This is a genomic window from Nonomuraea pusilla (assembly GCF_900109355.1).
Lineage (GTDB): Bacteria > Actinomycetota > Actinomycetes > Streptosporangiales > Streptosporangiaceae > Nonomuraea > Nonomuraea pusilla.
In genome coordinates, this window is the sequence record NZ_FOBF01000015.1 from 1 (window position 1) to 14,299 (window position 14,299).

Annotated in this window: 17 protein-coding genes; 11 read left to right on the forward strand and 6 right to left on the reverse strand. The window is 74.1% G+C overall.

The window, feature by feature from the left end; translation table 11 throughout:
* The 3 genes from BMX74_RS27335 to BMX74_RS27345 form a co-directional block, all read right to left on the reverse strand.
* The coding region (locus BMX74_RS27335) for a transglycosylase domain-containing protein (RefSeq protein WP_256257285.1) at positions 1 to 721 on the reverse strand (721 nt) is incomplete at its 3' end.
* Positions 722 to 779: 58 nt separating this feature from the next.
* Positions 780 to 1,733, reverse strand: coding sequence for a class A beta-lactamase (gene bla / locus BMX74_RS27340; protein ID WP_055504925.1), 954 nt, complete (start codon positions 1,731 to 1,733; stop codon positions 780 to 782).
* Positions 1,734 to 1,856: 123 nt separating this feature from the next.
* Positions 1,857 to 2,513: a GntR family transcriptional regulator gene (locus BMX74_RS27345; protein ID WP_201784633.1), complete on the reverse strand. Its 657-nt coding sequence runs from the start codon at positions 2,511 to 2,513 to the stop codon at positions 1,857 to 1,859.
* Between the two features lie 119 nt (positions 2,514 to 2,632).
* On the opposite strand from BMX74_RS27345, the gene BMX74_RS27350 reads away from it, so the two are divergent.
* Entirely contained in the window at positions 2,633 to 4,009 is a 1,377-nt protein-coding gene (locus tag BMX74_RS27350) for an FAD-binding oxidoreductase (protein ID WP_091103590.1), read from the forward strand.
* Positions 4,006 to 5,079: a (Fe-S)-binding protein gene (locus tag BMX74_RS27355; RefSeq protein WP_091103591.1), complete on the forward strand. Its 1,074-nt coding sequence runs from the start codon at positions 4,006 to 4,008 to the stop codon at positions 5,077 to 5,079. The genes BMX74_RS27350 and BMX74_RS27355 overlap by 4 nt, the downstream gene beginning before the upstream one ends.
* Positions 5,080 to 5,091: 12 nt before the next feature.
* On the opposite strand, the gene BMX74_RS27360 is transcribed toward BMX74_RS27355, so the two are convergent.
* Positions 5,092 to 5,781, reverse strand: coding sequence for an SDR family NAD(P)-dependent oxidoreductase (locus BMX74_RS27360; RefSeq protein WP_091103593.1), 690 nt, complete (start codon positions 5,779 to 5,781; stop codon positions 5,092 to 5,094).
* 96 nt (positions 5,782 to 5,877) lie between these two features.
* A complete protein-coding gene (locus tag BMX74_RS27365; protein ID WP_091103595.1) occupies positions 5,878 to 6,540 on the reverse strand; it encodes a helix-turn-helix transcriptional regulator in 663 nt (220 codons plus the stop codon).
* Positions 6,541 to 6,623: 83 nt separating this feature from the next.
* Between BMX74_RS27365 and BMX74_RS27370 the strand changes: the two genes are divergently transcribed.
* From BMX74_RS27370 to BMX74_RS45060, 8 genes are all read left to right on the forward strand, one after another.
* Entirely contained in the window at positions 6,624 to 7,496 is an 873-nt protein-coding gene (locus tag BMX74_RS27370; RefSeq protein ID WP_091103596.1) for an oxidoreductase, read from the forward strand.
* An 81-nt stretch (positions 7,497 to 7,577) separates the two neighbouring features.
* Positions 7,578 to 8,477, forward strand: a complete 900-nt coding sequence (locus BMX74_RS27375; RefSeq protein ID WP_091103597.1) for an MBL fold metallo-hydrolase — start codon at positions 7,578 to 7,580, stop codon at positions 8,475 to 8,477.
* Positions 8,478 to 8,539: 62 nt separating this feature from the next.
* Entirely contained in the window at positions 8,540 to 8,878 is a 339-nt protein-coding gene (gene cutA / locus BMX74_RS27380) for a divalent-cation tolerance protein CutA (RefSeq protein WP_055504918.1), read from the forward strand.
* 206 nt (positions 8,879 to 9,084) lie between these two features.
* Entirely contained in the window at positions 9,085 to 9,549 is a 465-nt protein-coding gene (locus BMX74_RS27385) for an SPW repeat protein (RefSeq protein WP_063792163.1), read from the forward strand.
* Positions 9,550 to 9,688: 139 nt separating this feature from the next.
* On the forward strand, positions 9,689 to 10,147 hold the full coding sequence (locus BMX74_RS27390) for a hypothetical protein (protein WP_091103599.1): 459 nt from the start codon (positions 9,689 to 9,691) through the stop codon (positions 10,145 to 10,147).
* Between the two features lie 48 nt (positions 10,148 to 10,195).
* Complete coding sequence (locus tag BMX74_RS27395; RefSeq protein ID WP_091103600.1) at positions 10,196 to 11,362, forward strand: sensor histidine kinase; 1,167 nt, start codon at positions 10,196 to 10,198, stop codon at positions 11,360 to 11,362.
* Positions 11,350 to 12,000, forward strand: a complete 651-nt coding sequence (locus BMX74_RS27400; RefSeq protein ID WP_091103602.1) for a response regulator transcription factor — start codon at positions 11,350 to 11,352, stop codon at positions 11,998 to 12,000. Before BMX74_RS27395 ends, BMX74_RS27400 begins: the two co-directional genes overlap by 13 nt.
* 80 nt (positions 12,001 to 12,080) lie before the next feature.
* Entirely contained in the window at positions 12,081 to 12,782 is a 702-nt protein-coding gene (locus BMX74_RS45060) for a hypothetical protein (RefSeq protein ID WP_201784630.1), read from the forward strand.
* A 16-nt stretch (positions 12,783 to 12,798) separates the two neighbouring features.
* Here the strand turns inward: BMX74_RS45060 and BMX74_RS27410 are convergent, their stop codons facing one another.
* Entirely contained in the window at positions 12,799 to 13,479 is a 681-nt protein-coding gene (locus tag BMX74_RS27410; RefSeq protein ID WP_256257286.1) for a DUF2306 domain-containing protein, read from the reverse strand.
* 107 nt (positions 13,480 to 13,586) lie between these two features.
* On the opposite strand from BMX74_RS27410, the gene BMX74_RS27415 reads away from it, so the two are divergent.
* Complete coding sequence (locus tag BMX74_RS27415; protein WP_091103603.1) at positions 13,587 to 14,270, forward strand: TetR/AcrR family transcriptional regulator; 684 nt, start codon at positions 13,587 to 13,589, stop codon at positions 14,268 to 14,270.
* The last annotated feature ends 29 nt before the right edge of the window (positions 14,271 to 14,299 follow it).

The following is a 14,299-nucleotide window of genomic DNA, read 5'->3' on the forward strand; positions in this document are numbered from 1 at the left end:
GGGCGCGCTGGGCCTTGCCGAGGTTGGGGTCGGTGGCGTTCGGGTCCTGGACGGCTCCGGCGAGCGTGGCGGCCTGCGGCAGCGTGAGGTCCTTGGCGTGGACGCCGAAGAAGCGCTTGGCGGCGGCCTCGACGCCGTTGGCGCCCGCGCCGAAGTAGGCGATGTTGAGGTACTTCTCCAGGATCTGGTCCTTGCTGTACTTCTCCTCGACCGCCATCGCGTACCGCAGCTCCTTGAGCTTGCGCGCGTAGCTGGCCTCCAGCGCCCTCGCCTTCTCCTTGTCGGTGACCGCCGAGTTGAGCAGCACCTGCTTGACGTACTGCTGGGTGATGCTGGAGCCGCCCTGCGCGACGCCGCCCTTGGCGAAGTTCTTCACCAGGGCCCGGAACGTGCCCTCCAGGTCGATGGCGCCGTGCTGGTAGAACCGGTCGTCCTCGATGGCCACGATCGCGGTCTTCATCACGTCGGCCACGTCGGTGAGCGGCACGACCTCGCGGTACTCGTCGTAGAAGCGGGCGATCTCGCCGCCCCTGGCGTCCTTGACGACCGTGACCTCGGCCGGTGGCGGCTCGACGAGGTCCTGCGGTGACAGGTCCACCTCGCTCGCGGCGGCGGCGAGGCCGACGCCCGCGCCGCCCACCGCGGGCAGCGCGATGGCCGCGACCAGCACACCGGCGGCGGCCGCGGCGGCGGTGAGCCGCGCGATCCCGGCGGCGGCCACGCCGGGCCCCTTCCCCTGCCGGTTCCCCCGCTGTCCCCCCTGTTTCCTCATGCCGGCCTCAGGAGAGCTTGCCCAGGCCGCGGGCGAGGATCGTCGCGGTCCGGGAGACGATCTCGTCCTCGCGGGCGGCGCCGGCCGTGTCGCGGTTGGTGTAGATCGCGATGATGACGGGCGCGGCGTCCTTGGCGGGCCAGACGATCGCGACGTCGTTGTTGGCGGCGTACGTCGGTCCGGTGCCGGTCTTGTCGCCGACCGTCCACGTCGGGGGCAGGCCGGCCCGGATGCGGGTGTCGCCGGTCTCGTTGGCCCGCAGCCAGCCGTTCAGCCGCTCCCTGTCCTCGGGGGCGAGCGCGTCACCCACGGTCAGGGCACGCAGGTCGCGGGCGAGCGCGGCCGGGGTCGTGGTGTCGCGCCGCTCCTTGGGGCTCCACAGGTTGAGCTCGGTCTCCCAGCGGTCGAGCCGGGAGACGGGGTCCTTGAGCGCGCGGAGGTAGCGGGTCAGCCCGGACGGCCCGCCGAGCTGCTTGAGGAGCATGTTGCCCGCGGTGTTGTCGCTCTTGGTGATGGCGGCCCGGCACAGCTCGGCGACGGTCATGCCGTCCTTGACGTGCTTCTCGGTCTCCGGCGAGTTCGGCTTCACCTCGTCCTGGGTCCAGGTGACCACCCGGTTCATCAGCCCGGGGTCGGACGTGCGGGCCTTGTGCAGCACGGCGGCGGCCGCGAGCGCCTTGAAGGTGGACAGCAGCGGGAACCGCTCGCCCGCCCGGTACGCGACGGTCTTCCCGGTGCCGGTGTCGAGGGCGTAGGCGCCGATGCGCGCCTGGTACGTCTTCTCCAGCGCGCGCAGTTCCTTGCGGGCCGAGGCCTCGCCCGGCGTCTGGATGATCGCCGTCCGCTGCGGGGCGGCGTACGCGGTGCCGGCGCCGTAGGAGGCGCCGCCCGCGAGGAGGGCTGCGGTCAGCGCGGCCGCCTGCAGGGTCGCCGTGATCCGGCGGCGACGGAGGTCTCGCATGCTCGGTCCTCACTCTCGGTTCAACGGAGCGCAAGGAGCAAAGCAGATGCGATCAGCCCATGTCTAATACCGATATCGCCAACGCATCGATATCCATTTCTGAATGAACGCAGGTGGAAGCGCTCAGGGGAAGAGGCTCTGGAGGGAGTGGCGGGCGCCCGTCAGGTGCGCGCGCATGCGGCGGACGGCCTCGGCGGCGTCGCCGGAGCTCATCGCGTCGAGCACGGCGCGGTGCTCGGCGACGATGCGCTCCCTGCCGAGCACCTGCCGGGTCTGGACCATGCACAGGTGCATCTCGCCCCTGATCATGCGGTAGACGCGGCTGATCCTGGGGCTGCCGACGGCGTCCACGAGCGACTGGTGGAAGCGCAGGTCGGCCTCCACGAACGCGCCGTGCGTGGCGTCCTGGCCGAGCTCGTGCAGGTCGGTGACCGCGCGGGACGCCGCGGAGACCGGCACCGCGCCGCGCTCGACGAGGAGGCGGACCACCTCCACCTCCAGCGGCGTACGGGCCAGGAACAGGTCCTCGACGTCCTCGCGGGAGAGCCGCGGGACGGACGTGCGCTTGTTCGCCTCGCGGTGCAGCAGCCCCTCGTGGATCAGGACGGCCAGGGCGCTGCGCGCGGTGGGCCGCGAGACGCCGTACGCGGCGGAGATCTCCGCCTCGGTCATGGTGCTGCCGGGCGCGTACTGCCCGTCGAGCACGCGCTCGCGCAGCGACCGGGCGAGCGCGTCGACGACGGACACCGTGGCGAGCTGGAGTGCGGCGTCCTGGGGCAATGCGGTCCTCCGATCGCGTGGGCAGCCCATTTTCCCACGGTGTCCGGCTCCGAACGATTGACACACAAGGTACTTTGTCTGACACTTTCCCGCGAGACAGGCACGGATGGAGGTGGCGGATGACGGCGAAGCTGGCCGAGGCGCTGGCGGGGATCGTCGGCCCGGAGCACGTCAGCGTCGAACCCGGCGCGCTGGCCGCGCACGCGCGCGACGCCACGCCGCTCTTCGACGCGATGCCGCAGGCCGTGGTGCATCCGGGCAGCGCCGAGGAGGTGGCGGCGATCCTCAGGTACGCCACCGCCGAGGGCGTCCCGGTCGTGCCGCGCGGCGCGGGCTCGAACCTGTGCGCGGGCACGGTCCCGCTGCACGGCGGCATCGTCCTCGTCCTCACCAGGCTCAACCGGATCCTGGAAGTGAGCCGCGACGAACTGCTGGCCCGCGTGCAGACGGGCGTGCCCACGGCGAAGCTGGCCGCCGCCGCGGCCGAGGCCGGCCTGCTCTACGCGCCCGACCCCGGCAGCCACACCGTCTCGACGGTCGGCGGCAACGTCGCGACGTGCGCCGGCGGCCTGCGCGGCCTCAAGTACGGCGTCACCCGCAACTACGTGCTCGGCCTGGAGGCCGTGCTCCCCACCGGGGAGATCATCCGCACCGGAGGCCGGCTCTGGAAGGACGTCGCCGGCTACGACCTCACCCGGCTGCTCACCGGCTCGGAGGGCACCCTCGCCGTGATCACCGAGGCGACGGTGGCGCTGCTGCCCAAGCCGGAGACGACGGGCACCGGCGTCGCCTACTTCCCCACCCTCGCCGACGCCTCGCGGGCGGTCACCGCCGTGATCGCGTCCGGGATCGTGCCCGCCACGCTGGAGTTCCTCGACCAGAAGTGCATCGCCGCCGTGGAGGAGTTCGCCGGGCTGGGCCTGCGGGCGGACGCGGGGGCGCTGCTGCTGTTCGGCGACGACGGCCAGGCCGCCACCGTCGAGGGCAACCTGGCCAGGATCGAGGGGATCTGCGCCGATGAGGGCGCGCTGGAGGTCACCCTCGCCGAGGACGTCGCCAGGGCCGACGCGCTGCTCGCCGCCCGCCGCTGCTCGCTGCCCGCGCTGTCGCGGCTCGGCTCGCTGACCGTCCTGGAGGACGTCAGCGTGCCGCGCCACCGGCTGGCCGGGATGGTGGCCCGCATCGACGAGATCGCCGCCGCGCACGACCTGCTCATCGCAACCTTCGGCCACGCCGGCGACGGCAACCTCCACCCGACGTGCGTGCTGGACCCCGACGACGGCGAGGCGATCGAGCGCTGCCACCAGGCGTTCGCCGAGATCTTCTCCGCCGCCATCGCCCTCGACGGCACCATCACCGGCGAGCACGGCGTCGGCGCGGCCAAGCTGCCGTACCTGGAGGAGCGGCTCGGCGGCGACCAGGTCGCCCTGCTCGGCCGGATCAAGCGCGCCTTCGACCCCGCAGGCATTCTCAACCCCGGAAAGCTGGGCTCATGACCGAGCGTCCCATCTTCGACAAGGACCTGCTCGACCGGTGCATCTCGTGCGGGTTCTGCCTGCCGGCCTGCCCCACGTACGCGATGACCGGCAAGGAGACGTCCTCGCCGCGTGGCCGGATCACCCTGATGCGGGCGCTGGAGACGGGCCGGCTCGACGACGACGACCCGACGCTGGCCGAGGAGTCGTCGTTCTGCCTGGGCTGCCGAGCCTGCGAGACGGTCTGCCCGGCGGGCGTGCAGTACGGCTCGCTGCTGGAGCAGTGGCGCGACCACCAGTGGCAGGGTCGCCGCCGCCCCTGGATCGCCAGGGTGCTCATGGCCGTCGTCTCCAGGCCGGCCCTGCTGCGGCTGCAGCGGCTGGTCCGCCGGCACGCCTCAGGGCCGGCCCGCGCCGCCGCCCCGGAGGCGCCGGTGTCGCTCATGCTGGGCTGCGTCGAGCGCGGCCTGTACCCGGGGGTGTCGCGGGCGGTGCGGCGGCTGCGGCCCGAGGTGTCCGTACCGGCCGGGCAGGGGTGCTGCGGCGCGCTGCACGCGCACAACGGCGACTCCGAAGGCGGGGCGCGGCTCGCCCGCGAGCTGGGCGGCCGGCTGCCCGGCACGATCGTGACCACCGCGGGCGGCTGCGCCGCCCACCTCGCCCACCACGTCGGCCGCGACCGGGTCAAGGAGCTGAGCGAGTACCTGACGGAGGCCGGGTACGAGCCGGCCGGCCAGGTGACGGTGGACGGCCGCCGGGCCCGCGCCGCCCTGCAGGACTCCTGCCACCTGCGCAACGGCCTCGGCGTGACCCGCCCGCCCCGCGAGCTGATCGCCGCCGTGGCCGACTACGTCGAGCTGCCCGGCGCGGGCGACTGCTGCGGAGCCGCGGGGACGTACGCGATGGTGCGTCCCGCAGACAGCCGCGCCGTGCTCGACCCGAAGCTCGACGCCATCGAGGCCGCGGACCTCGACTACCTCGTCACCGTCAACCCCGGCTGCCTGCGCCAGCTCCAGCAGGGGCTGCGGCGCCGCCGCTCGCGGGTGAAGGTCGTGCACCTGGCGGAGTTCCTGGCCCTGGCCGGAGGCTGAGCCCCCGGGCGGTCACCAGGGCAGCGGGCCGTCCTCACAGGTGAACGTGCCGGTGGGCCCGCCTGCCTGGGCGGTCGCCATGCGGACGGCCACCGCCGCGCCCTCCGCCGCGGAGCGGTCGCCGGTGTGGCCCGTCATGTCGGTGGCACAGTGCCCCGGGTCCACCGCGTTGACCACGATGCCCGCCTCGCGCAGCTCGTTGGCGTACAGGACGGTGAGGGCGTTCACGGCGCTCTTGGCCGAGTTGTAGGCAAGCATCCGCCAGTCGGCGTTGATGCCGTCCCGGGCGGACGTCAGCGCGACGGAGCCCAGCCTGGTCGTCAGGTTGACGACGCGGGCGTCGTCCGACGCCCGCAGCAGCGGGATCATCGCGTGCGTCACGGCGACGAGCCCGAAGACGCCCACCTCGTACGTGGCGCGCATGTGGTCGGCCGTCACGTCCGCCGGGCTCACCCCGTGGTCGCCGCAGATCGCGGCGTTGTTCACCAGGACGTCCAGGCGTCCGTGGGCGGCGTCGACGGTCTTGGCCGCGTTCGCGACCGCCGCCCCGTCGGTGACGTCGAGCAGCAGCGGGGTCGTGCCCTCGGGCGCGTGGCCCTCGTCACGCACCCCGGCGAACACGGCCATCCCGAGATCCGCGAGCTGCCGGGCGATCTCCCTGCCGACGCCTCGTCCTGCCCCGGTCACCAGTGCGATCTTCACTGATCGTCCTCCTTGCGTTCGAGGACGCCAGTCTCGGCGCGCGCACTTGGAACCCGTCTGGATCTCAGTTGGACCGTGCCAGGCCGTTCCCCGCTTTCACAGGCCCAGTTCGGCGGCGCGCAGGCCGGCCTGGAAGCGGGAGCCCGCGTCCAGCGCCGCCATCAGCGCCGCCACCCGCCTCCGGTACGTGCGCAGCGAGAGCCCCAGCCGCCGCGCCGCCGCCTCGTCGGTGTGGCCGGCGCCGAGCTCGCGCAGCACCGCCAGGCCGTCGGCGTCGAGGTGCGGCATGGCGCCGTCGAAGTACGCGGTGAAGTCCGTGGCCGTCTCCCACGCCGCCTGGAAGAGCGCGTACACGCCGCCGATGAGCGCGGGCACGGTCGTCACGGTGAACTCGCGCGGGCCGGGCCCGTCGTCGCCGGCCGCCAGGATCATCACCCGCCGGTCGATGATGATCGTCTCGTGCGGGAGCGGCGCCGAGCTGATGCGGACGTGCGCGCCCTTGGCCGTGACCTCCCTGAGGTGCCTCCGCGCCCCCTCGTCGGCCAGCGCCGCCGGGCTGAGCAGCTTCCTCACGGTGAAGCCGGGGGCGTCGGGCGCGCGCATCCCGCCGGCGATCCTCAGCCGCGCCTCCGGCTGCGACCAGGTGTCGAGGTCGCGGGCCGCGCAGACGAAGTCGTGCCGGGCCCCCGTGAACAGGTGACCGGCCCTGGCGGCGAGCTCGGCGTCGCCGCGGACGGTGATGACCTGGTCGGCAGACATCTGTCCATTATCGCCGCCCTCCCGGACTGGCAGCTTGCTGCCACCGCGTTGGCACGCCCCCGGCCCCGCACGAAGCTGAGGGCATGACGAACGACCTCAGCACCGCCCGGCCGGACACGTTCCTCCTCGGCGGCGACCTCCCCGTACGCCGCCTCGGGTTCGGCGCCATGCGCCTGCCCACGGGGACCTTCCAGGGCCCGCCCCGCGACCCCGGTACCGGGGTCGCCGTGCTCCGCCGCGCCGTCGAGCTGGGCGTGAACCACATCGACACCGCCTGGTTCTACCGGCGCGGCACGGTCGTGGCCAACGAGCTGATCAGGAAGGCCCTCGCGCCGTACCGGGACGGCCTGGTGATCGCCACGAAGGTCGGGCCGCTGCTCGCAGCCGACGGGGTGCCCCGCGGCGAGGCGGGGCCCGGCGAGCTGCGCCGCCTGGTGGAGGAGAACCTCGACACGCTCGGACTGGACCGGCTCGACCTGGTCTACCTGCGCGTGGGCGGCATGGGCGGCCCCGGCGGCGAGCCCGTCGGGGAGCGGTTCGCCGCCCTCGCCGCGCTGCGCGACGAGGGGCTGATCCGGCACCTCGGCGTCAGCAACGTCGACGCCGCGCAGCTCGCCGAGGCCCGCGCCATCGCGCCGGTCGCCGCCGTGCAGAACAGCTTCCACGTCCACGACCGCGACGACCCCCTCCTCGCCGTCTGCGAGCAGTCCGGCATCGCGTACGTGCCGTTCTTCCCGCTCGGCGGCGGCCACCGGCCCATCGACGCCGCCCGCGTGGAGCGCGTCGCGGCCCGCCACGGGGCGTCGGCCGCGCAGGTGGCGCTCGCCTGGCTGCTGTCCGCCTCGCCCGCGCTGCTCGCCATCCCCGGCACCGGCTCCCTCGCGCACCTGGAGGAGAACATGGACGCCGCCCGCCTCCGCCTGACGGAGGACGACCTCGCGGTCCTCACCGGCTGACCTGGGGCGGCGCCGCCGTGGTCACCATTCCTGGGACATTCTCCGGACATGGCGTGACGCGGAACCGTCAACCATCTCACCGTGACGCAGCCACAGCCGGGGCAGGACGCGGGCCGGGGGATCCACCGGTTCACCGTCGGGGCCCTCACCTGCGCGGTCGTCAGCGACGGCCAGCTCGACCCGCCCTGGGACCCGCCGCTGCGCGAGTTCTTCACCCCGGCGACCGGCGTGCCCGAGCGGGAGCTGCGCGCCGCCGCCGCCCGGGAGGGTCGCGCGAGGCCCACGGTGACGTGCGGCTACAACTGTCTCTGCGTCGAGACCGCCGACGGGTTCGCCGTGATCGACACCGGGCTGGGCCGCGGCTTCCCCGGCTACGGCCCCCACATCACCCCGCTCGTCGGGAGGTTCGCCGGGCGGCTGGCCGAGGCCGGGCTCCGCGGGCGGGAACCGGCGGCCGTCCTGTTCACCCACCTCCACGAGGACCACACGCGCGGCGCCGTCTGGCCTGGCGAGCCCGCGTTCCCGGACGCGGCGGCGTACGCGCACGCCGCCGAGCTCGCGTACTGGTCGGCCCCCTCCTGCCCCGCCCCCGCCGACCAGCGCGGGCCCGCGCTCCGCGCGATCCGGGCCCTCGGCGCAGGGCTGCGTGCCTTCGAGTACGGCGCCGAGGTGCTGCCGAACGTCCGCACCGTGGAGGCCGCGGGCCACACCCCCGGGCACACGGCGTTCCTGCTGGAGTCGCGGGGCGAGCGGCTGCTGTGCGCGGGCGACACCTTCCACGACCCGCTCCAGCTCGGCCACCTCGCCTGGCGCACCCCGTGGGACCTCGACGGCCCGCGCTCCGTGCTCAGCCGCCGCAGGCTCCTCGACCTCGCCGCGGCCGAGCGGCTGCCCGTGCACGCCTACCACCTGCCGTTCCCCGGCCTCGGGCTGGTCGAACGGCACGGCGACGCCTTCACCTGGCAGCCCGTCCTGCCCTGACCTGCGGCCTGGGGCCGCGGTCTCCTTGCCCGGTGCGCGGGCGATCCGGCAGAGTGGGCGGCATGGGGCAGGCCGGGACAGGGGCGGAGTACGTCGAGGTGCGGGTGACCGCGGGCAGCCGGGACGAGGCCGACCGTCTCGCCGCCGCCGTCGTCACGCACCGCCTGGCCGCCTGCGCGCAGGTCGTCGGGCCCATCACCTCCACGTACCGGTGGAACGGCGCCGTCGAACGCTCCGACGAGTGGCTGCTGCTCATGAAGACGACGCTGGAACGCTTCGACGACCTCGCCGCCCACGTCCGCCGCCTCCACTCGTACGACGTCCCCGAGATCGCCGCCGTCCCCTTGACCGCCGGCACCGACGCCTACCTGCGCTGGATCCGCGAGGAGACCTCCCGCTGAGCGGGTGCGAAGAGGCCCGTTCGACCACCGCTTGACCGCCGCATGGGGCGGGCCACCGGGAAGGACCCCGGGGGCTGACCCCATCCCGACCGAACCGGGATTTTGGGCAAACCATTGCACGCTGCCCCGCGTCGCCAGGTCCGTACCGGGCAAAACAGAAGTGAGATAACGGACCGCGCTTCTAGCCGAGAAGGGTGGTGTGGAGAATGCAGGGACCGACCGGCTCGGAGCGGTCGATGCTCGGAATGGAAGAGCATCCAGACATCGCCGAAATGCGCGCTCGTTACGACCGGGCAGCTCAGTCGTCGACTGCACAGTTCGTCAGCGGCCTGGCTTTCATGCTCGGCCTCTATCTCGCCATCTCACCGTGGGTCATCGGGTTCAACGCCCGCGCGACCTTGACCGTGAACAACCTGATCGTCGGGATCGCCATGGCGGTGCTGGCGGTGGGGTTCGCGTCCGCCTACGGCCGCACGCACGGTGTCACCTGGGTGATGCCAGTCCTCGGAGTTTGGACGATCATCGCCCCGTGGGTGCTTCCCGAGCACGGAGCGACCACGTCGGTGATCATCACCAACGTCATCACGGGAGCTCTGATCATCGCCTGCGGAGCGGCCTGCGTCGGCATCGGCATGATGTCGTCGCGCCGGCACCACCTTCGTCGCGCGTAGAGAATGGCGGGACCGCCTGAGGCCCTTCTCCCGAGGGAGGAGGGCCTCCGGCTGCGCACGGACGGATCCCCCGCGAGGGGGAAGCGCCTGGCTCCGCGTCGGGAGGGGCGTCCGGGCGGGCGTGGATACCGTCGCGGGCATGGTTGTGGACAGGATGGTCCCCGGTCGTGCCCGGCGCTGGCCGGCATACGTCATGGCGCTGCTCTTCCTCGGGTACGCCGCCGGCAAGGCCGTCTTCGCGGCGCAGGCCAGGCTGGGGTTCCCCGGCGGCCCGCCCGTGTCGGCGGCCGAGGCGGCCGGCTACTTCATGGCCCCCGCCCCCGCGCAGTGGCTCGCCGCCGCCACCGGCGTCCTGGGGGCGTGCGTCGCCCTCGTCACCGTCGCCCCCACGGGGCTCAGGGTGCCGAGAGCCGTGCTGCTGCCCGTGCTGGTCCTGATGCTGGCGGCCGTCGCCGGCGGGGCCGGCATCATGATCCTGGACGGGTTCGTGGGCATCGGCGTCGGCTGGCGGTGGTACCACGGCGTGCTCGGGCTGGTCGTGATCGGGCTGTCGGCGGAGCTGCTGCGCTCCTACCTCGTACGGACCAGCCGCACCTGACCCCGGCCGTCCTCCTCCGCCGCAGGCGCGCGCCGGTAGCGTCGGCTTGTGCGTACCTCGACCGCGCTGGAGGCTCTTGCCCGGCGGCCGGCGTCCTTCCTGCGGTCGAGCTGGCCCTGGAGGGCGCTGGCGTACCTGCTGGCGAGCGCCGTCCCCGGCGGCGTGGTGATCGCCGTCGGGCTCGCCGCGTCGCTCCTCGGGTCCGTCCCGACGGCGGCCGTCGCCGTGGCCGTCGCCGCGGTGCCGCTGGCGCCGCTCGCCGCGCGGTACGAGCGGTGGCGGCTGCGTCTCGTCGATCTCGCTCCCCCGGCGGGCGCGGGCGCGGCACCGCGGCGCGCGGCGGTGCTGGGCGCCGTCTCCCTGCTCGCGCTGTGGTGGATCGACCTGGCCGTGGCCTGCCTCGTCGTGGCAGGTCCCGCGGTGCTGGTGCTGTCGCCCGTCCTGCAGCCGACCGATGAGGACGGCGCCCTGGCGGCGGCCCTGGCCGTCTCGGCAGCGGGGCTGCTGCTGCTCCCCGTCGCCGCGTACGTCGTGACCGCGTGGGCGGGGGCGCGGGGCGCGGCGGTCAGGGCGCTCCTCGCCCCTGACGAGCTGGCCGAGGTGCTGCGCTCGCGCGCCCGCCTGGTGGACGCGTACGAGATGGAACGCCGCAGGATCGAACGCGACCTGCACGACGGCGCGCAGCAGCGGCTCGTCGCGCTGAGCATGCGGCTCGGGCTCGCCCTCCTCGACCTCCCTCCGGGCTCCCCCGCCGCCGGGCAGGTCGCCCTCGCGCAGGAGGAGGCGCAGGCCGCTCTGGCGGAGCTGCGGGAGCTGATCCGGGGCGTCCACCCGCAGGTGCTCACCGACCGTGGCCTCGCCGCCGCCGTACGGGACGTGGCCGGACGCTCGCCGGTCCCCGTCGACGTGGACGTCCGGCTGCCGCGGCGGCTGCCGGGCGCCGTCGAGACGGCCGCGTACTACGTGGTGGCCGAGGCGCTCGCGAACGTCGCCAAGCACAGCCGCGCCGAGCGGGCGCGGGTCAGGGGGCGGCTCGCCGGCGACGTCCTGGCGCTGGAGGTGCGGGACGACGGGGCGGGCGGCGCCGACCCGGCACGCGGCAGCGGCGTGGCGGGGCTGGCCGACCGGGTGGCGGCGGTCGGCGGCAGACTGTCGCTGTCCAGCCCGCCGGGCGGGCCGACGACGATGAGTGTGGAGATTCCGTGCGCGTGGTGATCGCCGAAGACGCCGTCCTCCTGCGCGAGGGCCTGGTCAGCCTGCTCGAACGCTTCGGGCACGAGGTCGCCGAGTCGGTGGGGGACGCCGCCGCGCTGGCCGCCGCCGTCGAGCGGCACGATCCCGACGTCGCCGTGGTGGACGTCCGCATGCCCCCGGACTTCACCGACGAGGGGCTGCGGGCCGCGCTGGCGCTGCGCGCGGCCCGCCCCGGCTTCCCCGTGCTGGTGCTCAGCCAGTACGTCGAGCAGACCTACGCCGCCGAACTCCTGTCCTCCGGCCGCGGCACCGGCGTCGGCTACCTGCTGAAGGAGCGGATCGGGAAGGTCGCCGAGTTCGTGGACGCCCTCGTGCGGGTGGCGGACGGCGGCACGGTCGTCGACCCCGAGGTGGTGCGGCAGCTCCTCAACAGGCGGCGCGACCCGCTCGAACGCCTCACCCCGAGGGAGCGCGAGGTGCTCGCCCTGATCGCCGAGGGACGCTCCAACGCCTCGATCGCGCGGGCCCTGGTCGTCACCGAGGCGGCGGTGGCCAAGCACATCGCGGGCATCTTGGCCAAGCTCGACCTCCCGCCGACGTCCGACGGGCACCGCCGCGTGCTCGCCGTCCTGGCGTACCTGCAGGCGGAGCCGAGATAGCGGCGGGTAGTGCCAGGTCTACCCCGAGGCTCGTCCCCACGCCAATGTGCGGCGCGGACACCGCCGGTTGAATCGACCGCGTGTCCACGACCTCCTTCACCTTCCCCGGCCGCTGGGCCGAGGCGGCCGGGCTGCTCCTCGGCCCGGCCCTGATGCTCACCGGCGTCCTCCTGCGGGCCGATGTCGACGGTTTCTTCCCCGCGCAGCTCGCCGCCGTCGCCGCCGACCCCGTCCGCATGAACCTGTCGTACGCCGCCTTCGCAGCCGGGAACGTCCTGCTGTGGCCCGCCGTCATCGCCCTGGTCCGCCGGATCTGGGCGGCGCAGCCGCGCTGGGCGCTGTGGGGCGGCCTGCTGGTGCTGTCCGGCCTGTTCGCACGGGCCTTCCACGCCGGCGTCAGCCATCTCGCCTTCCAGCTCGTGGACGTCCAGGGGGTACGGGCGGCGCAGCAGGCCGTCGCCGCCTCCTACGGGGCCGTCCACGTCTTCAAGGCGCTGTCCGTCGCCGTTTTCTTCGGCTGGATCGTGCTGGCCGTGGGCGCGTGGCGGGCCGGCGTCCTCGGGATCGTGAGAGCCGTGGCCCTGGCCTCGACGAGCGCCCTGCCGATCGGCGTGCTCAAGGGCACAGGCCCGATGTCGGTGCTCGCCACGCTCGGCCTGTGCCTCGCCCTGGTCCCGCTCGGCGTGCGGGTGCTGAGGGACGGCCCTCCACCCCGCTGGTGGGCCTACCCGCTCACCGTCGCGGTCGGCGGCGCAGCCGTCCTCCTGGGCCTGGCCGGCTGACCGCCCGGCGTGTTCGTCATCCGGGGGTCGGGTGGTCCACGAAGCCGGGGCGACGGTGCGGGCTCCTCCCGATGGCGGGCGTGTGGCGGCGCAGCGCCCATTCGACCACGGCGAGGTTGATCACCCATCCGGCGAGCATCGCCAGGGTCCGGGGGGTCCCGCTGGGCAGGCCCCCGGCCAGGACCCAGGGCAGGTGGGTCAGGACCTGCGTGCCGGCGCCGAGCCCGATCGCGTAGCCGCGGGCCATCCAGGCGCGGTGGCCGGCGACGTCCCTGCGGCGGATGGCGGCGAAGCCGAGGACGAGGCAGGCGGCCATGGCGGCGCCGAAGACGAACCGGAAGCCGGTGACGAGCGCGTCGTCGGTGGGCGGGCGCGGGTAGAAGGCCGTCATCCACAGGCCCGACAGCGCGGCGGCCAGCCCGAACGGGACGAGCAGCCGCCCGGCCGCGCGGTGCCGGCGAAGCCTGCGGCGGCGGAGCCCGGGGGCGAACTGGAACGCTCCCACCAGGCAGTACACGGCGACGCTCGCGATGTGCACGAGCACGGGCGCCGGCGAGGCGAAGAACCGGGCGTTGCCGGGGGTGATGGGCGCGCCGCCGGTGAGCTCGGCCACCCGGGCCGCTCCGGCGATCATCGGGACGACGCCGAGCAGGACCAGCCCTGCGGGCACCAGCCACCCTCGTCTGGCAGAGGTCACGAGGAGTCCCTTCCGGGGGTCTGTGGTGTACGGCGTACACCTATGGAGGAAGAGTAAGGTGTACGCCGTACACCGTCAAGAGCGGCCTAGAGAGGACGGCGGTCAGGATGGTCCACGAGACGGACGGCGCGCGGCGCGCGACCCTCAACCGGGACCGGGTCCTGCGGGCCGCCGTCGCGCTCGCCGACGAGACCGGTATCGAGTCGCTCAGCATGCGCAACCTCGCCCAGGAGCTGGGCGTCGTCCCGATGGCGCTCTACAAGCACGTCGCGAACAAGGAACAACTCCTCGACGGCATGGTCGACGTCGTCGTCGGCGAGATCGAGGCGCCGGAAGGCGACACCGACTGGAAGAGCGCGCTTCGCCGCCGCATCCTCTCGGCCCGGCGCGCGCTGCTGCGCCACCTGTGGGCGTCGCGCGTCATCGAGTCCCGCCCCCACCCGACGCCCGCCGTCCTCGACCACCTGAACGCCGTCATCGGGACGTTCAGGGCCGGCGGGTTCTCCGTCGATCTCACCCACCACGTCATGCACGCCCTGGGCAGCCGCGTGTGGGGGTTCACGCCGGAGCTGTTCCCCGGCCAGCCGGACACGCAGGGCTCGACGCCGCAGGAGCTGGCATACCGGTACCCCCACGTCCTCGAGCTGGCCATGGCGGTCGCCCACGACGAGGAGTCGGTCGTGGGCGGGGGCTGCGACGACCAGTTCGAGTTCGAGTTCGCCCTCGACCTGCTGCTCGACGGGTTCGAGAGGCTCCACCGGCAGGGGTGGACGTCCCGTCGCGACCACTGACGCCGCGGGCGCCCGCTGATCACAGCATG